Below are 23245 nucleotides of genomic sequence, written 5' to 3'. Positions count from 1 at the left end.
GGTATCGACATCTTCAACGGCGCTCGGCAAGCGCCCTGGGGAGTTTAACCGGGGCGCGCGACCCCCGTCAGCGGGCTCGGAACCCGACAGACGATATCGCCGACTTGGACGCTGTCCACCCCGAACGCACTGCTGTAGTCGGTGGGTGTCACGGTTGAAGCGGGTGGGAAGGCTCGCAACCGATTCCCTATACTCGGGCCACGATCGTGGCAGGGGAAGGTGTGGAGAGGCGTCAGCTCTACTTGCGGGCCAAGGCTATCGTGGCGGCGGCCGACACGCTGCCGGACACTGCCCGCGCGGCGTTCGTCGCCGTGGAGTGCGGCGACGACGAGGCCCTGCGGACGGAGGTCACATGGTTGCAGCGCCCGCTGGACGAGCCGGATGCGCCGGAAGCGTCCGGACGGAATGTGTCGGGGCGGGAGGCGCCCGACCTGAGCGGCGCGCAGGTGGAGGCGGCGGCGGGCAGCGACTACCGCGTGCTGCGGCAGTTGGGGCGCGGCGGCATGGGCGTGGTGTACCTGGCCGAGCGCCGGTTCGGCGACGGGCTGCAGCGTGTCGCGCTCAAGCTGCTGGATGCCGAGGCCTGGCCAGAAGAGGACGCGTCACGGCGCCTGGCCTCGGAAGCGCGCATCCTGGCCGGTCTCTCGCATCCCAACATCGCCGGTCTGCTGGATGCAGGACGGATGCGCGATGGTCAGCCGTTCCTGGCCATGGAGTACGTGGAGGGCGAGCGCATCGACCGCTGGTGCGCAGCGCGCACGCTGTCGCTGCAGGCGCGGATCCGGCTGTTCCTGAAGGTCTGCGCGGCCGTGCAGTACGCGCATCGGCACCTGGTGATCCACCGCGACCTCAAGCCCGCCAATATCCTGGTCGACGCCGACGGCGAGCCCAAGCTGCTGGACTTCGGCATCGCGCGCCTGCTGGGCGATGGCGCCGCCGCGCGCACCGAAACCGGGCAGCATGCGCTGACCCTGGCCTATGCCAGCCCCGAGCAGATCCGCAACCAGACCCTGAGCACCGCGAGCGATGTCTGGCAGCTCGGCGTGGTGCTGTACGAACTGGTCAGCGGCGTACGCCCGTTCCCGCAGTCGGAGTCGCCGCTGACCCTCACGCACGCGATCCTGAGCGGCGAGGTGCCACCGCCGAGCCGGGCCCGCTCCGCGGGAGCCGCCACCGCGCGGCCCGGCGCGGAGCGGCGGCTGAAGATTCCCGCCGACATCGACGCCATCGTGTTGAAGGCGATGCGGGCCGCGCCGGGCGAACGTTACGCAGGTGTTGCCGACCTGGCCATCGACCTCCAGCGCCACCTCGACTCGCGCCCGGTGCTGGCCCGGCGCGGGCAGTGGTGGTATCGCGCGCGGCGTTTCGTCCACCGCTATCGCAGCGGCGTCGCGGTGGCCGTGGTGATCGCCGCGCTCCTGGCCGGCTTCGCGGTCGAGCGCGAAGCGCAGCTGCGGCAGACGCAGCTCGAGCGCGACAAGGCGCAGGCGCTGGCGGACTTCATGCGCGGGCTGTTCGAGGATGCCGACCCCTCCCGCACCCGCGGCAACCGCCTCACCGTGGCCCAGGCGCTGGAGCTGGGCGTGGAGCGCTTGCGAGACGGCGGCGCCCTGGCGCCGGAGGTCAGGGCGGCACTGCTGCTGTCGGTCGGCCGAGGCTACACCGCGCTGGACATGGGAGACCGTGCCATCCCGCTCCTGCGCGAGGCCGATGCGCTGTTGCAGCGGACCGGAGCGCCGCCCATCGAGCGCGGCCGGACCAAGGCCGCGCTCCGGCGGGCATACTCGATGGCGCTGGATACCGCATCGGCAACGGTCGCCGGCCACGAGGCGATCGCTCTGCTGGAGCAGGCGCCGGACGCGGACCCCGACGAGATCCTGCGGGTCCGGATCAACCTGCTGTTCGACCATCTCACCGTGGGCGACCGGCCGCTCGACGGCCTGGTCGCCGAACTGGAGTCGATCGTCGATGGCCTGCAATCGCGGGATGACGCCCAGCCCGAACTGCTCATCCAGGGGCTGGCGGCACTGGCCATGGCGCACACTGCCGCCGGCAGCGATGGCGTCGCCGCCGGGCATGCTGATCGCGCGCTGTCGATCGCGCGGAGGCTTTACGGCGCGGACGATCCCGCCCTCCTCTACTACCGCTTCACCGCCGCCCTGGCGCGGGTGCGCAGCGATCCGGCCGCAGCGGTACAGGCGTACCGCCACCAGATCGCCGACTACGAGCGGATGAACGATGGCCCCACGCCCGGCCTGGGCGCGATGCTGGCCTACCTGGGCTGGACGTTGGAGCGCATGGGCCGGCACCAGGAGTCGGTGGCGGCGCTTCGACGCGCCGAAGCGGTTTCCGGCCGGTTCGCCGGGGTGTCGCCGGACTTCCACCTGCATGTCCTGTCCGGGCTTGCGGCGCAGTATCATCGCCTCGGCCTCGACGACGAGGCGGTGTCGCTGCTGCAGCCGCGGCTTGCCCGGATGGCCGAGCGTGCGCACGCCGGGACGTCGTGGGGTGTCAACAGCCGCATCCGGGGTCTGAATGTGCTGGGCGGGGTGGCGCTGCGTCGAGGCGACGGCGAAGAGGCGGTGCGTCATTTCCTTCTGGCCCTGGAGGCAGCCGAACGCCACCCGGACCTGGCACAGGCGAGTTTGCGCGCGGCCAGCCTCGCGGGCATGTGCTCGGCCGACGGCGAAAAGGGGGAGGCATGCTCCGACACCCGGCCCCCGCATCGTCCTCGCAAGGCCGCTTCCACAGATAAGTGAACCTGACCCCGTTCCCCCGACCCCGTTCCCCCCCCGTTTCCCTAATACGGCGGCGCCCGACGCACCTTCTGCAAACGCGCGGCCTCGGCCCACCACGTCAGATCATCCGCGAAGCGGGCAAAGCTGCGTTCGAGCGACTTGCCGGCCGCTTCCAGAGGTTGGCCCTGGTCGTCCAGGGTCTTTGCAATCGGCCCGGCCTCCACCGTGCTGGAGATCACCACCATGCCCATTTCCGACAGGGTGCCGTGCCAGGCGGCATTCGCGCGCGCACCGCCCAGGCGCCCGGCTGAATAGCTGACGATACCGGCGGGACGCCAGAACCACTCCTCCAGGAAGTGGTCGGTCAGGTTCTTCAGGCCCGGCTGCATACCCCAGTTGTACTCGCCGGTGACGAACACGAAGCCATCGGCACCGCGGATCTTGCCGGCCAGCGCTTCCATTGCCTCCGGTGCCTGGCCCTCCGGATACTCCTTGTACATGCGGTCCAGCATCGGCAGGCCGACCGCCCTGGCATCGATCAACTCCGCGTCGATGCCGCGCGCCTGAAGCGTGCGCACGCAATAGTCGGCCAGACGGATGCCCATGCGGTCGGAACGATAGGAACCGTAGAACACCAGGATGCGTTGGGACATGACCTTGTCTTCGAGGGGAACGGTGTCTGCGCTGGATCATCGCATTTCGGGCGCCACGCCCCAGCGCAGCGCTGCCCAATGCCTGGTCGGGTACGGATTGTGAGGAGTCGGGTCGGCCAGCACATTCCCGCCGGGATCGACCTGACCAACGTGCTGACCGGAGGCGGCGTGGACAGTGCCGGCGACGAGGTTCCCTTCACCAGCTACGGTCGCCTCGCTAATCGAGAAGTGAACCTGACCCCGTTTTAGTGCCGCGTCAGCACCCGCGGCTCGGCCAAGGGCCGGGATGTTGCCGGATCGAAGAACGGGTTGTCACGATGGCGACCGCTCAACTTCGCCCGCAGCACGCCCCACATGATCCGCACGATGCCGAAGGCGGCCCGCACCGGCGTGGCTGCGACCTCGCCACGCGCGGAAGCCGTATTCAAGGCGATGCGCAGCGGCCCGATCGTGGCATCCAGCACGTCGGGCGCCACGTCCATGCAACGGGCCAGCACCCCGACATACGGCAGCTTCGGATCCCGCGCCGTGTTGCCGATGGGCGTGTTGCAGCAGGCCGAATGCCAGCGCAGCAGGCCCTTGGGACTCAACGACAGGCAGGCCACCTGCCCGATGCCCGCAGTGAAGCGCAGTCCGTCGGGTGCCATGGCGACGATGTCGGTGCCACCGTTCGGATCCAGCACCTCTTGCTCGCTGCCGAGCGCGCGGGCGAAGGCCTGGCAATCGCGGCAATAGCAGACGGCGCGGGCGTAGACAGCGCCGGGCTCGATCTCGCCCTGAACCGTGCCGCAGCGGCAATGGAAGGGAATGGCCATGGGGAGTCTCCGTGCGAACCTACCCGGATTCTCAAGCTGCAATCCGCTTGGCACAAGTGAGCACCGGTTCGGTTCATCCCCGGATGTGATCTCTCGGCAGGTTGTTCATCCGTGCAGAACGGGGTCAGGGCACCAAATAACCGCTCACATCCTCCGATTGCCGTTGGCTGTCTATTGCGAGCAGATCCTTCAGGATCGCTGTGTGCCCTGACCCCGCCACCACGAGCACGCGATGGCCCGGAGTCGCGGCTTTCTGCACGTTTGCATACATGCGGAAATTACGGTGCCACCAGCTGGCCGAAGCATCGGCACCGGCGAAGCTGCCACCCGCATCGACGTCGTTGGTACGGATGTACAGGTCCTTGTTCTCACGATCTCGCTCCGCATCATTGCTCAGCTGCAGCAACTGCGGCAGGGACAATGTGGACTGCTCGCGGCCCGAGCGCTCGGACAGCGATTTGTACATCGCATCCATCGACGCCTGCATCTGGGGATCGTTCGCCTTGATGTAGTTGAACATCGGCTCCGCATCCCAGCCGACATTCCCCTCGTCAAAGCACGTGATTTTGTCGACCCTGGCGGCTTTCGCCACCTTGAACCCGATCTGGTAGATCTCGTTGGACTTGAGCGCGAACGTCCCCTTCTTGTATCCGTCAAAGTTCTTGTCGAACCGGGCCTGATCCGACGGGTCGCATTCAACCAGTATGTCGGTGGGCTGAAATGTCGCCAACCGTGTCGCCAGCCCGTCCAGGTAGGCCTGGTTGTCGTTGGTCATCACATCGATGACTCCCGACTTGACCATGTCCCGCCCGGGGTTGGCGAAATGAAACACCCCCATCACCATCACCTTCGCAGGCTCTGGCGCTGGCGAAGACTCGGCGGCGCCAGCCAGCGTGGGCAGTGCGGCAACCAACAAGATCAGCGCCGCGCGTTGCAATCGGTTCGAGGTCATCTGGTACTCCATGGTCTTTGGCCAGCGTTCAACGTTTCAGGCGGCGGAGGGGCTTGCGCTCAAGCTGACCTGTCAGAAGATGTCGAACATCTGCCAGAAGTCCTACCTTTGGCTTGAACGAGAGCAATCAGCGGGGCCGGAACCCCAGAGCGGAGTCAGGTTGAGATGGCCCGGGTTACGGGTGCGGGCACGGTTGGGTGATGAAGCTATAACTCGCAGTTGGGCGATAGCCGGACATCCCAGCGCCCGGCTGCCGCCTGTATCCGGGCGAGCAGCGCCTGTAGCGATCCGCCGTGCGTAAGCGTGAGTTCCTTGGCCATTGCTGGCCGGAGGCGGACAAACTCATGGAACGCGTGGTCGAGATCCGACGGGCCGTCCCCCACGGACTCCCAATGCACGGGACACAGCGAAGGCACGCGAACCTGCTCGGCCACAAACTGGTTGTCCCAGTCCAGGCAGCGGCGCAACGCAGGCTCGGCGTCTGGCGCGGAGCCGGTCAGAAGTAGCGCGCCGTGCGTTTTGAAGTTGCCCGCGTCGCGATAGAGGTATTCGAAGATGGTGTGGTGCGCGAACGTTGTCCCAGTCATGCCTAATCCTCCTGCGAAGACCGCCGAGATTAGGAAACATGGATCGCAGAAGCTGCGACGGAATCGGCCGCCACTACCTCTTGAACACGTGATCGCGATGCCAGCTCAAGTACGTCTGGTGCGGACGCCATTGCGGAGCATCCGGAAGCAGTAGCTTCCGCTCAGGAACAAGCAAACGCTCAAGGTCGTCGGGAACGCCCTGAGGCGACACCATAACGTCATACTCATCGCTGATCGAAACCAGTCCGCGGTCGAAAAGCCAATGGAAGGTTCCCGTCAACGCTAGGCCATTGCGGACTGTATCCGGGCCATCGGCTTCAACAGAGCGGATATGCGCCGCCTGTACCTCAGGACGACCGCCGCCGTTGATCAACCGCAACCCCGTCATCGCGCATCGATTCCCGTAAGCACTGCGGACATGGCGCCTAAACGCGACGTCGCGGAACTTACGGGACACTACTTGCTCTACCATCGGCCGCACGACGTACTCCGGCACCTCGTCGGCGACTCGTAAGAATCCGCCATCCTGCAGTGACTCCCGCTCCCAAGGCTCCACAGAGAACGTGAATCCTGCTCGGACGATAGCAGCGAACTCATGGCCCTGAATCAACCGAACTGAGCGCCCAAACTGCCCTCTGTTGGTCGAGCCATCGGGCTTCACCAAGGACGATTCGTAGTAACGCCCGTTCTCCTTGAATGGAATGGCCTGATCAAACTCCATGTACTGGCTCAGCCGTGCGTAAAAATGATCCGAGCGCATCGGGTCGGCTTCGATGCGGTCCAGCCGGGCAATCGCGAAGTACGCTTGGCGCCCGCCGCTGCTGGACAGACCCGCATTACGACGCGGCTCGTAATAGACCACCCAACCGCCTACGGCTTGCTGAGCCTGCGCCAGATACGTTCTCGGAAAGTGATACCGCTCCTCGATTCGATCGTCGTACGACGAGGTTTCGGATGCGGTGAAAAGGATGTATGGCATTGATCGCCCCCTCGAACGAGGAAGCCAGGCTAGCACCGTCCATCATTGATGGGGGCGATAAGCCGTTGAACTAGGAAAACCAACAGGTCGACTGGGGCCGCTTCACTTATCCTCGCTGCCGAGAGACGCAGCGACCTGATCTCTAGATCTGCGGCGTGGACGCAGTTCAGCAAGATGCAGCCCAAACACGCAAAGTCAGGCCGTCCGGGAAAGGGATGCTGGTGCATACCAACTTCGCACCCCTATGAACCCCAACCCCTAACGCCACGAATTAACCTCACTGTTTACCGGGCGTTCCAGTTGGGAAAGTCTGATTTAAATGCAAATGCTCTCTGATCTATTTTTTCAATTCTAAGGAATATCCGTACGGGATAGTTCTCCGGCAACTCTCGTTATAACGCGCAACTGGTGGACAAAGCATCTTAATGAGCTTACTTCCGTCTGGCTAGATACGAGAGGACGAGCCGGGTGCATTATAGAATTGCGATACTTGAGCGCACGCCCTTTAAATTGTTTCAGCTGACTCTTGCTTGAGAAGAGCCGCTCCCTCAATGGCAGAGTCTCCTGGAAGACTGTCAAAAGCTGGGCAAGCGTCGTACCTGCGGTAGCGCCAACATCCAACCCCTCTCTCTTGAGGCACTCCCAGTGACCCACCACGCTACTTTTGCTATCACCCAACTTATCCAGCCAAACCCACGGATCATGAAACTCCGCATCAATTACACGAGCTAACAGCTCTTCCAACTCAGCAAGTAACGGGTAAAGTAGAGCTCTGAAACTGTGGCGGTTTAGGTCAGAAATAGTAACGATCCCAACAATGACGCCTCCGTCTCCCTGAATGCCGATGATTCTGTGATCGCTCAATCTGGCTAGAAAGTCATCTAGTGCATCCTTGATCGGGCACCACGAGAATTTCATTTCTCGATCATCACTCGAAAGAAGAGTCTTTCCATCCGAAATTTGCCGTGCGCGAGCTACGGGAATGAAACCCATGACGAGACCATCTTCACCAATCACCGGCAGATCATCGTAGCCCTTTGACTCCGCGTCCTCAATAATTTCTCGACTAATGGCTCCCAATGGAATCTGAAGGCACTCGATAATAGGTACGAGAAGTTTACTTAAGTCAATCATAATTAAAAAATCCACTCTGCTAGCACCGTATATCGCGTATGAATCGCCTCGGCTTCTGTAAACACCCCGAAGCCCCAAACTGATTGCCGCCTTTCGAACTCTACCGGAGGCAGCCCGGCGTTGTGGCGGTGCTGCTTGCGGGTATTGGGGCAGAACAGGGCAGAACGGGGTCAGGTTCACTTTCCCGCCGAACGCGGCCAGATCGAGGAAGTGAACCTGACCCCGTTTTTCGACCAGTACCGCCTCTATCGACTCTTCGACTTCAGAAACGCCCTCGCCTTTTCGAACTGCCGAGCGCCATCTCGACGCGTTGCGCGTTGGAGGCAGTCTCCTATCTTGCTCGACTAGCTTGAGGCGCAAGCGGGGTCAGTCCAACCTGACCCCGTTTTGCGGAACCGCGCTCGTTCGAACGATAGTTACGGCTCCATCTGCGGATACCGCTCTGTCAGCACATGTGCAACGCGCTTGCGCATGGCAGAAGACAACGCTGGGCCGAACTTGTCGCTCATCATGAAACTTGAGTTGTGGCAGTTGCTCACCAGCACGTCGGGACGTTGGACCGAGTTCTGGGTGTACCAACCCGGCAGCGCCAAAACCGGGATCACCCGCACCGGCTCCCCGACCCCACTGCCCAGGAACTTCTCCAGCCACTGCGCCTGGCCCCGGGCCTGCTCAATCGGCTTGGTCTCGACGTGGTTCGGGAATTTGAGCTGAGTGCCGTCATAGTCCACGCGCGCAGACTCCCGTCCACCCTTGCCCGGCTTGCGACGGGACTTGGTCTCGATCGCGAACACGGCGCCCTGCCCGATCACGATGTGGTCGATGTTGAATTTGTCCCCCGGGAAGTCGTGGTAGATCAGCCCACCGTCCGCCATCAGCGGCATCAGGCATTGCGCCACCGCCAATTCGGCGGCGCGGCCCTGCAGGTACTTGCGGCGTTCGCGGAGGTGGTGGAGCAAGCCCCAGATACTCCAAGCAAGCATTGCAATGCCCACCAGCGCAAACACGGCGTCGCCCCACCCGAGCCGGATCGCTGCCCAGTCATCGACCACCCGATCCATTCGGACAAGCAGCCACGACGCGAGCATGATCGGGCCGACAAGCAGCACCATCGAAGTTTTCTCATGGAATCCGCCGTCGTGCTTCTCGATGGCGCGAAGCAGCCCTTCACCGGGCAGGTTCAGCACTTTGATGGTCAGCGGTGAGCGCCGTCTGTCACGCCGCTGTACGTATCGCCATGCCAGAAGCACCCCGAGTGCGAGAAGCGTGGGAAGGACAATGGCGCTTATCAGGATCAGATTCGTCACAGGGTCATCCAGACATTGTCAAAAGGTCGGTCGAACAGTCCCATGTGGTTTCCGCTCCCGTTATTGAAGTCGCAGCAACGATCTCGTCAGCGTAGTTTCACCGGGACGAGCAAACCTTCAGTCCGCACACGCAGGACATTGCGAAGAAGCCAACCTGACCCCATGCTTTCCGTGCTTTGGCTAGCTTCCCCGCGACTTCACCCAGGCTACGCAAACTCAGCCAAGAATTTCTCAAAACTTCCCGAAGATCGAGAAAGCGCACTCTGAACCTCAGACATCGCCACCCCCACACGAAAACGCTCTTGCCGTCCGGCCCCGCGATAAGGAACCTTCTCAAGCACTCCAACGCGAAGCAGCTCGGGTGCTACCGAATCGATAAATATTGTTGCAAAGTTGCCCAGTCGGAGCCGGAAGGTCTCTTCGTTCACCTGCGTAGAGCGCATAAATATACGCATAGCGCGCTGCGTGAGTACTAGATGCTCGTCAGGCTCGTTAATTCGCGAGCCTTCACCAGCAAGGTGACCGGCCTGCCTAAACCCATAAACTTCCAACAGCTTTGCGATCTCAGCTGGATCGAAAAGCGTGGCGTCGTCTTGGGCTACTACACATGCAACTTCGCAGTCGGACATCTCGGCGTCCAAGCCCCCATGCTCTCCAAGCTCTATTCGCTCGAAACGACAACGCTCAAAGGAAATATTTCTAAACTGGGCTTGCTCAACACTGGTCGGCGCGAAGTAGCAACCGACAAAAGATACATTTTGCAGACTCCTGCCAACGAACGCAGCGGGGCCGAACATGATCCCTTCAACGAGAACTTCCTCATCGCAAGACAGACCATCGAGGACGCGAATCAACAATCGCCCGACATTTTCGAGTACAAACGACGTCGTAAGCTCACCCGCCGCTAGGCCTAGCAAGGCACCTACTAAATTTTCAGGCTTCTTCCCTGAACGTTCATAGATGAGGTACGCCTCTTCTGCTGTCGTCTCAGGAATGCTTGTTACACGCAGAAATGACCTCAAGTCCTCCTTTGAGCCAGAAACACACAATCGTCCAAGTGCAACGCCGGTAAAGAAATTTCGGAAGTCTTCGTGGTCAAATGCGAGGCCAACACGTTGCCCAACCGAATGGGTCAAGAGCGCATGATGCTTGATTTTCTCTTTAATCTGGCGCGCCACTGCCGGGGGGCGCTTGGTTTCCTCACAATAGAGATCAGCCACAACGTCAACAACGTCATGACGAAGCACATCGATGCTACTGATCCACATCTCTCGCGCGATACTCGCGAGCAGGTCGAGGTGCTCCTCCACGCTGAGCAGCACCACTCCTTCCCGCCCTTCTCGATCGAGCCACTTTTCGTTGACTTCGCGCGAAATAATCGCCAGAACAAACTCGTGAAAATAATCTCCAGGCTCACTTCCCAGCTTTGCAACCAACTCCGTCACGCCATCTAGCTCGAGCGCAACATCGAACAATCGCTTTACTAACACAGCGCGAGTCAATAGTGGATGCTTGTCATTGTCGAACTTGGAAGCAACTTGATCGAATACACCCCCTGGATTAGCGTGCCCCCTCAAGCTGCCGTATGAAACGAACTGCTCTCGACTCCACCTGGCTAACGCAAGCCGGGAGAACTCAACGGAGTCCTCTCTACCGATAGCATCGAAAAGACGGGCCTGAGTTCTAAAGCTCTGATATTCGAAGAACGCCTTGCGTGCGGCCAGCAAAACAGAACCTTCTGAATTGAGTTCATTCACGAGATTCCCGACCGCCGAAACCGCCTCACCCGAAGACTCCTCTACGATCATTTCCTCAAAGCCATCGAACGCAGGGACAACAACCCCCATCCGAACAAGTTCAATGAACCCCTCGAAGAACCAGTAGGAAAACCGATACCGCTGCATGAGGGAACTTACGACGAGCTCATCAAACCGCAGAAAAGCTCGGCCACCCATCGGAACTGGAAGCAAAATCCAATCAACTTCCTTATTTTTGAATTTAAGAGCAACGTCGCGTGCCAATCGTCTAATCGCAGTAGTTTTGCCTTCACCAGCGTCCGAGGTGAGGTACAAAACTGAGGTAGTGCCCGGGGCACGCCGAGAAATCTGCTCGAAACACGCTGAGATAGCATCCTCCACTTTACGACCACTCCCTGACGGGTCTTGATCGATAGCCGGCACCAAGGTTCCCGATGGCACTACGAAACTTTCCACCTCCGGAACCTCCGAAAGGATGCGGTCTGCTAAGAGCGGTAGACGCGCCACGCGCGTAACCAACCAACTTTCCGCCTTCCTTCGGTCACCTTCTTCTTCGACCCAGAGTCCACCATCGATCCTCAGCAATTTTCCGCTAACTACTTCATCACGCAGTTGAACGGCGAACTCCCCCTTAGCGATGTCAATAGCGGTAGGCGACTCTGCAAAACAGGTCAGCACCCGTTTGAAGTCTGCGACTTCCATTGGCTTAGCTCCACTGAATTAATTGATAGCACGGGGATGTAAGGACGCTGAAATACTTCGGGACGCGGGTGCTCGACGCCGTCGTCACATGAAGAAGATTTGTCGCCTTTAGGGCCGCGAGACAGAGCCCCGGCCAAATGTCGTCATCTCGTGAGACTACACACAGATTCGTGTGGCCATAAATATCGGCAGCCGCCAGATCTGCCACCATCATCGTGTCTACGACTTTTTGTTCCTTGCGCTTGAGCACGTCGCGGGGGCGCACAGAGCACGACGTATGGACACAGCCACCATTCTCAAAGAACCCGTTAAGGCTTGCCATAGGACAATTGGGCTCATCTGCGCATTGAAACCATGGGCGTGTCTCGCAGCGAATCCCATCACGAATGGTTTGCTCGCGGTACGTGTTTCCTACCAAAGTCTTCGGATGAACTAATGTCGAAAACACCAACTCTACGTCAGCGAGTACCGCTGCGGAGCCGGCAGGCGGTGCCAGTCGTACAGGGCTGATCGCTCGAATATCTGCGCTCAATCGTTGCCCCAACCTGGTAAGCCGATCGCCTTCATACCACCCTCCGTAAAGGCGTACTCGTGGCCTCGCGGCAGCTAACAAGGAACTCGGCACAAGAGCGAGCAATTTCCGGACAACGTGGTCTACGCCGGTTCTCCGATCCGCATCCGGCACGTTGTCATAATCAACAAGGACTAGCACGCTCTTCCCCCTGAGAATTTGCGAACGGCGAGTTACATATTCCGCCGGTACTCCCCACCCACGTCATACAACGCATGGCTGATCTGCCCCAGGCTATGCGTCTTCACCGCCGCCATTAGAGCAGCAAACACGTTCTGGCGGTCGCGGGCGGCTTTTTGGAGGTAGGCGGGGCCTGGGGTGGTGGTGGGTGTGTCGGGAGGGGCTGAAGCCCCACCTACAGGAGCGGGGGCGGCTGGGGTCAGGGCGTTGCGGAGCTGCTGGAAGTTGGCGACGTTGTCGATCTGCTGGCCCTTCTCTTCCGGGGTCAAGCGGATCAGTTCGATCTCGGTGGTCACTCCGCCGGCGTGCTCCTTCGGCAGGTAGGTGTTGACGCCGACCAGCGGCAGGCTGCCGTCGTGCTTCTTGTGCTCGTAGTACAGGCTCTCTTCCTGGATCTTGCCGCGCTGGTACATGGTGTCCAGCACTTCTCGCAGAAGTTCAGCCCCAGCTCCTTGTTGATGATCATCTGGATGGCGACGGCGCGGCGCACGCTCCCTCTTCGGTCGGCGTGGTGATGGCCTCGTCGTAGGCGTTGGTGTGCAAGACTTTCGCACCGCTCCAACTGTCCTAGGATTTTGTCAAAATGCAAACAGACTGACCGAACGTACCGGAACCGGTCATCTTCCGCCCATCGTCCCATACGACCTCGTCGATCTCGATGTGGTTCTTGTTGCCATCGAGGATCTCGAGAACGTCGAGACCAAGGTGTTGCGCCCACGCTGCAATCGCATCCCTGCTGATGAACTGGTTCAAGACCCGTTCCGGCCTGTCATCGGCAAGCACACCTTCAAAGATGAACCAGTGTGAAGGGAGTTGAAACTCCAGAAACGAGAAGACGATTTTCCCGCCGGGTTTGAGGACCCGTTTTGCTTCCATCAGATACTTGTACGATTCCTCGTGAAGAAGATGGGTAAAGACGGAAAAGAAGCAGACGAAATCCGCATGGTCGGCAGGCTCCGGAATGGACAGACCTGGTGCCTCGTAGAACCGCCAATCCGCGCGGCCACATTTCGCCTCGGCGAACTCGATGAGTTCCGGCACCACATCCATGCCTATGTACTGCCCATCGAGGTAACCAGCCAGCTGAAAGGCGAGTCTGCCGCTGCCGCAACCGACATCGATGACACGATCACCCTTCTTCAGTCCGTGCTGAACAAGAAGAGCGCATTCCAGCTGTCCGACGGCGATGTAATCGCCCCCTACAGCCGCGCTCATTGCCTCGTTGATGTCTTTGGACGCGATGAGCTCGGAGGTTTGCTTTCGGTAGCTTTTCAGAAAATTTGGCAACGACATCGATGTGCTGCCCCATGCTCAAGATTGAACTACTAGAAGGACGGCCAGCTGTTACATATTTCGTCGGTACTCCCCACCCACGTCATACAGCGCATGGCTGATCTGCCCCAGACTATGCGTCTTGACCGCCTGCATCAACGCGGCGAAGACGTTCTGGCGGTCTCGGGCGGTTTTTTGGAGGTAGGCGAGGCCTGGGGTGTTGGTGGGTTCGTCGGGAGGGGCTGAAGCCCCACCTACGGGAGCGGGGGCGGTTGGGGTCAGGGCGTTGCGGAGCTGCTGGAAGTTGGCGACGTTGTCGATCTGCTGGCCCTTCTCTTCGGGGGTCGAGCGGATCAGCTCGATCTCGGTGGTCACTTCGCCGGCGTGCTCCTTCGGCAGGAAGGTGTTGACGCCGACCAGTGGCAGGCTGCCGTCGTGCTTCTTGTGCTCGTAGTACAGGCTCTCTTCCTGGATCTTGCCGCGCTGGTACATGGTGTCCATCGCACCGAGCACGCCGCCGCGCTCGCTGATGGCCTCGAACTCCTTGTAGACGGCTTCCTCGACGATGTCGGTGAGCTTGTCGACGATGAAGCTGCCCTGCCAGGGGTTCTCGTTGAAGTTCAGCCCCAGCTCCTTGTTGATGATCATCTGGATCGCGACGGCGCGGCGCACGGACTCTTCGGTCGGGGTGGTGATGGCCTCGTCGTAGGCGTTGGTGTGCAGGGAGTTGCAGTTGTCGAACAATGCGTACATCGCCTGCAGGGTGGTGCGGATGTCGTTGAACTGGATCTCCTGCGCGTGCAGGGACCGGCCGCTGGTCTGGATGTGGTACTTCATCATCTGGCTGCGGCTGGACGCGCCGTAGCGCTCGCGCATGGCGCGGGCCCAGATGCGGCGGGCGACGCGACCGATGACGGTGTACTCGGGGTCCATGCCGTTGCTGAAGAAGAACGACAGGTTGGGCGCGAAGTCGTCGATCTTCATGCCGCGCGCGAGGTAGTACTCGACGATGGTGAAGCCGTTGCTCAGGGTGAAGGCGAGCTGGCTGATCGGGTTCGCCCCGGCCTCGGCGATGTGGTAGCCGGAGATCGACACCGAGTAGAAGTTGCGCACGCCGTTGTCGACGAAGTACTGCTGGATGTCGCCCATCATGCGCAGCGCGAACTCGGTGCTGAAGATGCAGGTGTTCTGGGCCTGGTCCTCCTTGAGGATGTCGGCCTGCACCGTGCCGCGCACGGTCTTGAGGGTGTAGGTCCTGATGCGCTCGTAGGTCTCCGCGTCGACCACCTGGTCGCCGGTGACGCCGAGCAGGCCGAGGCCGAGGCCGTCGTTGGTTTCTGGCAGCTCGCCGCTGTACGCGGGGCGTCGCTTGCCTTCGAACAGGGCGTCGATCTTTGCCTTCGCGTCGTTCCAGCGCGCATCGTCCTCGCGCAGGTATTTCTCGATCTGCTGGTCGATGGCGCAGTTCATGAACATCGCCAGGATCATCGGCGCGGGGCCGTTGATGGTCATCGACACGCTGGTGGTCGGCGCGCACAGGTCGAAGCCGGAGTACAGCTTCTTCATGTCGTCCAGCGAGGCGATGTTGACGCCGGAGTTGCCGATCTTGCCGAAGATGTCCGGGCGCGGCGCGGGGTCCTCGCCGTACAGGGTGACCGAGTCGAACGCGGTGGACAGGCGCGCGGCCGGCTGGCCGACCGACAGGTAATGGAAGCGGCGGTTGGTGCGCTCCGGCGTGCCCTCGCCAGCGAACATGCGGATCGGGTCCTCGCCGGTGCGGCGGTACGGGTAGACGCCGCCGGTGTAGGGGTACGCGCCGGGCAGGTTTTCCTTCTGCAGGAAGGTCAGCAGCTCGCCCCAGGACTTGTAGGTGGGGGCGGCGATCTTGGGGATCAGCTGGTGGCTGAGCGACTCGCGGTAGTTCTCGACCCGGATCTTCTTGCCGCGGACTTCGTACTCGGTGATCTCGTCGGTGATCGACTTGAGCCGCTCGGGCCAGTGGCGCAGTAGTTTGCGGGAGTCGGTTGAGAGCGAGTGGATGGCGTCGTTGTAGCGCTGGCGGAGGGTGAGCAAGGTGCGGTCGACCGCACCGCCTGCCCCGGCCGCACCGCCTGCCGCGCCCGCACCGTCATCCCCGCGAAGGCGGGGATCCATGGACGTTGGATCTTCACCGGCCGAACGTCCATGGGTTCCCGCCTTCGCGGGAACGACGGTGGAGGGAGAGTTAGCGGGAACGGCGGCGGTGGAGGGGTGGGAGGGTTCGGCTTGGCGGGTTGAAACCCGCCCTACGAGGTCGTCGGCCTGGTAGAGGTCCAGCTGCTTGGGGAGCGCCGGGTCTTCCAGGTCGTGCAGGCTCTGCCAATAGCTCTGCGCGCGGTCGGCGGTCTCGGACTGGGTGTCGATGGTGCTGTTGATCGCCCTGCCCTGTTCGGCAATTTCGGCGAGGTAACGGATGCGTGCGCCGGGGATCAGTACGGTGGCGCGCGGCTCTTTCAGGGTGGTGTCGAGTTCGGGGCGGAAGTCGCAATGGGCTGGCGCGGCGTGGCCGGCGTCCTCACCCAGGTGCAGCTTCTCTCGCATCAGGCGGCACAGGTTGGCGAACATCCAGCTGATGCCGGGGTCGTTGAACTGGCTGGCAATGGTCGGGTAGACGGGGACGTCTTCATCTTTGGTCTGGAAGGCGACGCGGTTGCGCTTCCACTGTTTGCGGATGTCGCGCAGGGCATCTTCGGCGCCGCGCTTGTCGTACTTGTTGAGTACCACCAGCTCGGCGAAGTCGAGCATGTCGATCTTCTCCAACTGGCTGGCGGCACCGAAGTCGCTGGTCATGACGTACATCGGGAAGTCGACCAGGTCGACGATCTCCGAGTCGCTCTGGCCGATGCCGGCGGTCTCCACGATCACCAAGTCGTAGCCGAGGCCCTTCAGGAAGCCGATGCTGTCCTTGAGCACGATGTTGGTCGCCGCGTGCTGGCGGCGGGTCGCCATGGAGCGCATGTACACGCGCTTGGAGCGCAGCGAGTTCATGCGGATGCGGTCGCCCAGCAGCGCGCCACCGGTGCGGCGGCGGGTCGGGTCGACGGAGATCACCGCCAGGCGCATGTCGGGGAAGTGGGCGAGGAAGCGGTTCAGCAGTTCGTCGGTGACGGAGGACTTGCCGGCGCCGCCTGTGCCGGTGATGCCGATGACCGGGGTTCGGCTGCCGGCTAGTTGCCATTGTTTGCGTAGGTGGGTTAGCTCGGTCTCGTCGAACTCGCCTTCTTCGATGGCGCTTAGCATTCTGCCGATTGCGATTTCGTCGGTGATGGAGGGGGCGGGGTCGTCGTTGGTGTGGGGGTGGGGGGTGGCGTCTTGGCGGGTTGAAACCCGCCCTACAGGGTCGGTTGAGGCCGGCCGTGCGGGGTCGGTTGAGGCGTGGCGGGCGGCGTTGCGGGCGTTGTGGGTGCGGCGGACTACGTCTTCGATCATCTCCACGAGGCCCATCTTCATGCCGTCGTTGGGGTGGTAGATGCGTTCGACGCCGTAGGCTTGCAGTTCGCGGATCTCTTCGGGGGTGATGGTGCCGCCACCGCCGGCGAAGATCTTGATATGGCCGGCGCCGCGCTCCTTGAGCATGTCGACCATGTACTTGAGGTACTCGACGTGCCCGCCCTGGTAGGACGACAGCGCGATGGCGTCGGCGTCCTCCTGCAACGCGGCGCGGACGACGTCCTCCACCGAGCGGTTATGGCCCAGATGGACAACCTCCGCGCCCTGGGACTGGATCAGCCGGCGCATGATGTTGATCGCCGCGTCGTGGCCATCGAACAGGCTGGCGGCGGTAACGAACCGCAGCGGCGTGTTGTCGGGACGGGCTTCGGGCAGGCTGGCGGCGGACGTATTCATGCGCTTTCCATCGGAGAATCGTTGACCCCCGATTGTAGCGCCGGCGCGCCAATGAAGCCCGCCGCGGCTATCGGCCCCGTGGCGCTCCAATGGACGCGACAAACCGCCGATTCCATTAGACTGATGCGGCTGCGGCAGGCGTCTTGAAGACCTCCCACGCCCCAGATTTCAGCATTTTCAATAACTTATCAACCAAAGCTGGGACGGTTGCGCTACGCAATACGGCTACCAGCGTGCGGAGTCCGCAATGATTTTCGAAACCCTCGATACTTTCGGCCACGAGCAGGTCGTGTTCTGCCACAACAAGGATGCAGGCCTGAAGGCCATCATCGCCATCCACGACACCACGCTGGGCCCCGCGCTCGGCGGCACCCGCATGTGGCCGTACAAGTCCGAGGCCGAAGCGCTGAACGACGTGCTGCGCCTGAGCCGCGGCATGACGTACAAGAACGCGGTCGCCGGGCTCAACCTGGGCGGCGGCAAGGCAGTCATCATCGGCAATCCGGCCACCGACAAGTCGGAGGTGCTGTTCCGCGCGTTCGGCCAGTTCGTCGAGTCGCTCGGTGGCCGTTACATCACCGCCGAAGACGTCGGTATCGATGTCAACGACATGGAGTTCGTGTTCCGCGAGACCGAGTACGTCACCGGCGTGCACCAGGTCCACGGCGGCTCGGGCGATCCGTCGCCGTTCACCGCCTACGGCACCCTGCAGGGCCTGATGGCGTCGCTGAACAAGCGTTTTGGCGACGAGGAAGTCGGCAAGTACAGCTACGCCGTACAGGGCCTGGGCCACGTCGGCATGGAATACGTCAAGCTGCTCAAGGAGCGCGGCGCGAAGATCTTCGTGACCGACATCAACCAGGGCCTGGTCGACAAAGCCGTGTCCGAGTATGGCGCCGAGGCCGTGGGCCTGGACGAGATCTACGACGTCGCGGCCGATGTGTACGCGCCGTGCGCGCTGGGCGGCACCGTGAACGAGGAGACCGTGCCGCGTTTGAAGGCGAAGGTCATCTGCGGTTCGGCCAACAACCAGTTGGCCACCGATGCGATTGGCGATGACGTGCAGAAGCGCGGCATCCTGTACGCCCCGGATTACGCGGTCAATGCCGGCGGCGTGATGAACGTCTCGCTGGAAATCGACGGCTACAACCGCGAGCGTGCGATGCGCATGATGCGCACCATTTACCACAACCTCGGCCGGATCTTCGAGATCTCCGAGCGCGACGGCATCCCGACCTACAAGGCCGCCGACCGCCTGGCCGAGGAGCGCATCGCCGCCGTCGGCAAGCTGAAGTTGCCAATGGGTCGCGGGACCCCGCGCTTCAAGGGCCGCGTCCGCGGCAGCTGATTACCGGCGGCTGTTTAACCGGCTGTAGTACGCGACAAACACGACGGGGCGGAGTGCCCCGTCGTGCTTTCAAGACAAAACCTATGGAGCTCCAATGCGACCTTTTCCGCTGGGCGACGAGATTGATGCACTGCGCGATGCCGTGCGCCGTTTTGCCGAGGTCGAGATCGCGCCGCGCGCGGCGAAGATCGATGAGGACAATGTATTCCCGCAGGACCTGTGGCCGAAGCTGGGCGAGATGGGACTGCTGGGCCTGACCGTCGACCCGGAGTACGGCGGCAGCGGCATGGGCTACCTGGCGCACCTGGTGGCGATGGAAGAGATATCGCGCGCATCCGGCTCGGTCGGCTTGTCGTACGGCGCCCATTCCAACCTGTGCGTGAACAACCTCTACGCCAACGGCAGCGACGAGCAGCGTGGCAAGTACCTGCCCAGGCTGTGCACCGGCGAATGGAAGGGCGCGCTGGCGATGAGCGAGCCGGGCGCAGGCTCGGACGTGGTCGGCTCGATGTCGTGCCGCGCCGAACTGAAGGGCGACGTCTGGATTGCGAACGGCAACAAGATGTGGATCACCAACGGTCCCGAAGCCGACGTGCTGGTGGTCTACATGCGCACCGCGGGCAAGGAAGCGGGCAGCAAGTGCATGACCGCCTTCATCGTCGAGAAGGGCATGCCGGGTTTCAGCACCGCCCAGAAGCTCGACAAGCTGGGCATGCGCGGCTCCAACACCTGCGAGCTGGTCTTCCGCGACTGCGAAATCCCGGCTGCCAACGTTCTGGGCGAGGTCAACCAGGGCGTCAAGGTCTTGATGAGCGGTCTGAACACCGAGCGATTGGTGCTGACCGGCGGACCGCTGGGACTGATGCAGGCGGCACTCGATATCGCCCTGCCCTATGTGCGCGAGCGCAAGCAGTTTGACGTCGCCATTGGCACCTTCGGAATCATGCAGGCCAAGATCGCCGACATGTACACCTCGCTGCAGTCCAGCCGCGCGTTTGCCTACCAGGTGGCACGCGACTACGACGCCGGCCACCGCAGCCGGGTGGATGCCGCCTCGTGCCTGCTGCACGCCAGCGAGGCCGCGGTGCAGGTCGGCCTGGAAGCCATCCAGACCCTTGGCGGCAATGGCTACATCAACGACTACCCCACCGGCCGTTTCCTGCGTGACGCGAAGTTGTACGCCATCGGTGCGGGTACCAACGAGATCCGGCGGATGCTGATCGGGCGTGAGCTGTTCAACGAGCAGCACTGACCAGCAAGCCACGCCACGCCACGCCACGCAGAAACAACAACGCCGCGGACATCCGCGGCGTTGTTGTTTGAAACGTCGTTGTTTAAAGCGTCAACCGGGTCAGAACCCGACCGACCAGTTGGCAGACGCGCCGGTCCAGGTCCTGCCGAGCTCGTGACGGGCATCCAGGTCGAAGCCGAGTTGGCCGAGCGGCAGGTCAGCGCGCAGGCCGACGCCGAATACGGCCGCTTCCCGAGCCAGCCCGGTGCCACTGATCGGCGCCCAGGCATCGATCCCGGTAAAGCGCGCATCAATCAGGCTGCCGGTCTGCGACAGCAGGCGCTGCCACTCCAGGCGGCTGCTCACCGTCATCACCGATGATCCCACCCGCAACTGCTGTTGCACGCGAGCGCCCACCAGTGCACGGGTCGCCTCGAGGCTGGACCCGGTGGTGCTCAGGCCAAAGCCCGCGGCCCCGTTCTCGCTGAAGGCACCGCGCTCCAGTTGCATGGTTTCGGTGCCGACATACGGGGTCAGCGTGCCGCCAGCGAAGTCAAAGCGATGGCCGGCCTGCAGGCCGAAGCTGGTGTAGCGGTTGTCGTAGTCAGCGCCGACGCCGAAGCGATCCGCCCCCAGGGTGATTTCGCGCTGCGTCCTGCGGTCCATCTGTCCAATGGCGAAACGTCCGAGCACGTAGTTTCCGCCGGTGCTCCAGGCGGTGTAGAGCTGGCCTTCGAACTGACGGTTGTGCTCGCGATCGCGGCGCAGGTCGTGATTGGCGTAGCCATCGGTCTGGCCGAACGCGACGCCGACCGTCCAGTGCGGGCCAAACCGCTGGTCTTGACCGATCAGCCAGCCGTTGGCATCGACCCGGGTATGGGAGTGCGAACGCTCGCCGCCAAGGCGGTCGGCCCAGGCGCCGTTACCGGCACCGCGGCTCAGTGCATCCAGTCGCGATTCCAGCGTGTGGCGGCTGTCTTCCATCGCCATCATCGCGAACGAGGTATCCGCGCCATGCAGCTCCCCCGACAGGCTCGCCAGCGAACGCTCGGCAGCGGCGGCGGTCTGGGTGCGCTGGAGCGCCGCGGCGCCGTGGATGAACCCACTGGCTGCGTCGGCGCCCGTCGGGCCGTCGACCGGCAATGCCCCTGCACCGTTGCCATCGATGACCTGGAAGGCAGTCTCGATCCGCAACGCCGATCCGACCGAGGCCGCAGTCAGGCCCATCGACTGTGCGGCCGCACTGACATCCAGCCGGTCGATGTCCAGCCAGGCGCTGTTGGCGTCGTAACCCAGGGTGGCTTCGAGAAACACGCCACTGCTGGCCGAGACCTGGCCGAACCTCCCGTTCACGCCTTGCGCGGCCTCAAGGAAGGTCTCACGTGCGGAAAATACATAGCCTTCGGTGACGCCGGTGACCAGTACCTCGCCGTCAATGTCGGCGCGCCCTTGCACCTGCAACTGCGAGCCGACCTCCAGCGCAAGCCGGCCGCTGGCGGTCTGGGCGAAATCGCCGTCGATCACGTGCACCGCTCCATCCGGGTTGGCCCCATAGATCGCGGTCGCGCCCTCGTTGCGCAGCGTTCCGTGCACCCCGACTTCGTCCAGCAGCAACAGGCCGTCAATGCGCACCGTGGTGTCGCCAGGCAAGGCGTGCAGCGTGGACAGCGAGCCTGCCTCCACGATGGTCTCGCCGGTGTAGCTGTTTTCACCGGTCAGGTCGAGGTGGCCGGTACCGCTCTTGGTGATGCCGCCCGCGCCGGAAATCGGGTTGGACCAGACCGACATGCCACCATCGAATGCAGCCGTGACTTGGCCCCAGTCCAGCTTGGCCGGCCCCTGCACGGCTTTGCCCGCATCCAGCAGTCCATGCCCGAATACGTTGTCCACGCCGGCAACACCAAGGTCGGTCGCCGTGCCCAGCAAGGTCTGCCGCACCAGGTCATTGTCGAAATAGGGGAATGCCTCCCACACCAGCGCCGCCGCGCCCGATACCTGCGGCGCGGCGAACGATGTCCCGCCGCCGACCCAATAGGTCGGATTACCCGCGGTATCGTCCAGACCGGTGAATACCACGTCGCCCGGTGCCACCAGGCAGTAGTCCATCGCGATACCACAGGCGTTGGAATAGGAGGCGAGTTGAGTCGGTGAAAGGGTGTCCAGCGCGGCCACGGCGAGCCAGCCCCGCTCCAGGCCCGACGCGCCGGCGCCCTGGCTGGGCAAGGAGGCGGTATCGCTCGGATTGGCTCCGGACTCGTTGCCGGTCGCAAACACCACCAGGCCGCCCCAGTCCACCACGAAAGGCGTCATCGCATCGATGAAGGTCCTGGTCACGGCATCGCCATCCCAGTACAGGCCACCCCAGGAGTTGTTGGAGATCTGTACGCCTGCGCTGATCAGGTCTTTGTGGACCTCCCCCAGCCAGGAGCCGTCGGTGACGCGGTTGCCCTGGCCGGACCCGTCGTCCACGGGGGGATCGTCGGCAATGATCCGGGCGGAGACAAACGTCGCCCCGGGGGCAATACCGCCGGGCCAACTGCCAAACGCGCTGCCACCGGCCAGTTGCGCCACGCTGGTGCCGTGACCCAGCACGTCGTCGGTGTCGAGATCGTTCTGATCCTCATCCAGGTACACAAATCCCGGATCGACGACCCGGCCGACCAGGGTCGGGTGGTCGCGGCGGATGCCACTGTCAAGCAGGCCGATGATCACGCCTTCGCCAGTGAAACCGGCATCGTGGGCCGCGACCGCGTTGGTCAATACCAGATGGGCATCGAAGTCCGGCTGCGGGCCTGGCTCCGGCTCCGGATCCGGCGCGGTGGGAGGAGGCGTCGGCTGCGGGCGGATGTTGGACGAACCACCGCCACCGCTACACGCCGCCAATGCGAGCAGACAAGCCCCGCCCACCATTGCTTGCCAGCGCCCACTATCCTTTGGCTTCATTCTGTCTCCTCTCCCCATCTGGTCCCGGTGTCGCCCGGGTGCGTCATAACGGCTGGTTCATAACGGCTGATCAACCCCACCCTTTCTAGCCGATCGCGACACAGGCCACAATGGCGGGCACTGCGCGCACCCGCAACGGCAGCCGCGACTTGCGGTTTGCCGCAATGCAGCACGCGGCGGCATAATCGGAG

At 62.7% G+C, this 23245-nt stretch carries 14 protein-coding genes and 1 pseudogene; 3 read left to right on the top strand and 12 right to left on the bottom strand.

The features are described 5' to 3' along the window. Positions 1-242: 242 nt before the first annotated feature. Positions 243-2759, top strand: a complete 2517-nt coding sequence (locus ACW7G1_RS07390) for a protein kinase domain-containing protein (protein ID WP_456979118.1) — start codon at positions 243-245, stop codon at positions 2757-2759. Between the two features lie 41 nt (positions 2760-2800). On the opposite strand, the gene ACW7G1_RS07385 is transcribed toward ACW7G1_RS07390, so the two are convergent. The 11 genes and pseudogenes from ACW7G1_RS07385 to ACW7G1_RS07335 all read right to left on the bottom strand — a co-directional run bounded on the left by ACW7G1_RS07385 (position 2801) and on the right by ACW7G1_RS07335 (position 17532). Further along, positions 2801-3391 carry an NADPH-dependent FMN reductase gene (locus ACW7G1_RS07385; protein WP_456979117.1) on the bottom strand — a complete coding sequence of 197 codons (591 nt, stop codon included), beginning with the start codon at positions 3389-3391 and terminating at the stop codon, positions 2801-2803. 245 nt (positions 3392-3636) lie between these two features. After that, positions 3637-4206: a DUF6151 family protein gene (locus ACW7G1_RS07380; protein WP_456979116.1), complete on the bottom strand. Its 570-nt coding sequence runs from the start codon at positions 4204-4206 to the stop codon at positions 3637-3639. Positions 4207-4330: 124 nt separating this feature from the next. Continuing rightward, positions 4331-5158, bottom strand: coding sequence for a DUF5694 domain-containing protein (locus ACW7G1_RS07375; protein ID WP_456979115.1), 828 nt, complete (start codon positions 5156-5158; stop codon positions 4331-4333). Positions 5159-5364: 206 nt separating this feature from the next. Further along, entirely contained in the window at positions 5365-5745 is a 381-nt protein-coding gene (locus ACW7G1_RS07370) for a hypothetical protein (protein WP_456979114.1), read from the bottom strand. 73 nt (positions 5746-5818) lie between these two features. Beyond that, positions 5819-6724, bottom strand: a complete 906-nt coding sequence (locus tag ACW7G1_RS07365) for an HNH endonuclease (protein ID WP_456979113.1) — start codon at positions 6722-6724, stop codon at positions 5819-5821. Positions 6725-7075: 351 nt separating this feature from the next. Further along, complete coding sequence (locus ACW7G1_RS07360) at positions 7076-7873, bottom strand: hypothetical protein (protein ID WP_456979112.1); 798 nt, start codon at positions 7871-7873, stop codon at positions 7076-7078. Positions 7874-8274: 401 nt separating this feature from the next. Further along, positions 8275-9045: a nuclease-related domain-containing protein gene (locus ACW7G1_RS07355; RefSeq protein WP_456979111.1), complete on the bottom strand. Its 771-nt coding sequence runs from the start codon at positions 9043-9045 to the stop codon at positions 8275-8277. Between the two features lie 326 nt (positions 9046-9371). Continuing rightward, positions 9372-11624: a hypothetical protein gene (locus tag ACW7G1_RS07350; protein WP_456979110.1), complete on the bottom strand. Its 2253-nt coding sequence runs from the start codon at positions 11622-11624 to the stop codon at positions 9372-9374. Positions 11625-12368: 744 nt separating this feature from the next. Then, positions 12369-12918: pseudogene (locus ACW7G1_RS07345) on the bottom strand (methylmalonyl-CoA mutase family protein); the annotation flags it as partial. Positions 12919-12942: 24 nt separating this feature from the next. Beyond that, the gene (locus ACW7G1_RS07340; protein ID WP_456979109.1) at positions 12943-13668 is read right to left on the bottom strand and encodes a class I SAM-dependent methyltransferase; all 726 of its coding nucleotides are present in this window, start codon (positions 13666-13668) and stop codon (positions 12943-12945) included. A 51-nt stretch (positions 13669-13719) separates the two neighbouring features. Next, positions 13720-17532, bottom strand: coding sequence for a methylmalonyl-CoA mutase family protein (locus ACW7G1_RS07335; RefSeq protein ID WP_456979108.1), 3813 nt, complete (start codon positions 17530-17532; stop codon positions 13720-13722). Positions 17533-17779: 247 nt separating this feature from the next. Here ACW7G1_RS07335 and ACW7G1_RS07330 point away from each other — a divergent pair, with 247 nt between their 5' ends. Together ACW7G1_RS07330 and ACW7G1_RS07325 are read left to right on the top strand one after the other, a co-directional pair. Further along, positions 17780-18880 (top strand): Glu/Leu/Phe/Val dehydrogenase dimerization domain-containing protein, encoded by a 1101-nt coding sequence (locus tag ACW7G1_RS07330; protein WP_456979107.1) that lies wholly within the window; start codon positions 17780-17782, stop codon positions 18878-18880. A 94-nt stretch (positions 18881-18974) separates the two neighbouring features. Beyond that, positions 18975-20132: an isovaleryl-CoA dehydrogenase gene (locus ACW7G1_RS07325; RefSeq protein WP_456979106.1), complete on the top strand. Its 1158-nt coding sequence runs from the start codon at positions 18975-18977 to the stop codon at positions 20130-20132. Positions 20133-20231: 99 nt separating this feature from the next. On the opposite strand, the gene ACW7G1_RS07320 is transcribed toward ACW7G1_RS07325, so the two are convergent. Further along, the gene (locus ACW7G1_RS07320) at positions 20232-23054 is read right to left on the bottom strand and encodes a S8 family serine peptidase (RefSeq protein ID WP_456979105.1); all 2823 of its coding nucleotides are present in this window, start codon (positions 23052-23054) and stop codon (positions 20232-20234) included. Between the last annotated feature and the right edge of the window lie 191 nt (positions 23055-23245).

It is taken from the genome of Lysobacter sp. A378, from assembly GCF_054052125.1.
The sequence above is the reverse complement of the archived record's forward strand: the minus strand, read 5'-3'. Positions and strand labels throughout refer to the sequence as shown.

Excerpts from the sequence above, each read along its gene's own strand:
- ACW7G1_RS07385 (WP_456979117.1), bottom strand. The coding sequence starts at position 3,391 with ATGTCCCAACGCATCCTGGTGTTCTACGGTTCCTATCGTTCCGACCGC.
- ACW7G1_RS07380 (WP_456979116.1), bottom strand. The coding sequence starts at position 4,206 with ATGGCCATTCCCTTCCATTGCCGCTGCGGCACGGTTCAGGGCGAGATC.
- ACW7G1_RS07375 (WP_456979115.1), bottom strand. The coding sequence starts at position 5,158 with ATGACCTCGAACCGATTGCAACGCGCGGCGCTGATCTTGTTGGTTGCC.
- ACW7G1_RS07370 (WP_456979114.1), bottom strand. The coding sequence starts at position 5,745 with ATGACTGGGACAACGTTCGCGCACCACACCATCTTCGAATACCTCTAT.
- ACW7G1_RS07365 (WP_456979113.1), bottom strand. The coding sequence starts at position 6,724 with ATGCCATACATCCTTTTCACCGCATCCGAAACCTCGTCGTACGACGAT.
- ACW7G1_RS07350 (WP_456979110.1), bottom strand. The coding sequence starts at position 11,624 with ATGGAAGTCGCAGACTTCAAACGGGTGCTGACCTGTTTTGCAGAGTCG.
- ACW7G1_RS07340 (WP_456979109.1), bottom strand. The coding sequence starts at position 13,668 with ATGTCGTTGCCAAATTTTCTGAAAAGCTACCGAAAGCAAACCTCCGAG.
- ACW7G1_RS07335 (WP_456979108.1), bottom strand. The coding sequence starts at position 17,532 with ATGAATACGTCCGCCGCCAGCCTGCCCGAAGCCCGTCCCGACAACACG.
- ACW7G1_RS07330 (WP_456979107.1), top strand. The coding sequence starts at position 17,780 with ATGATTTTCGAAACCCTCGATACTTTCGGCCACGAGCAGGTCGTGTTC.
- ACW7G1_RS07325 (WP_456979106.1), top strand. The coding sequence starts at position 18,975 with ATGCGACCTTTTCCGCTGGGCGACGAGATTGATGCACTGCGCGATGCC.
- ACW7G1_RS07320 (WP_456979105.1), bottom strand. The coding sequence starts at position 23,054 with ATGAAGCCAAAGGATAGTGGGCGCTGGCAAGCAATGGTGGGCGGGGCT.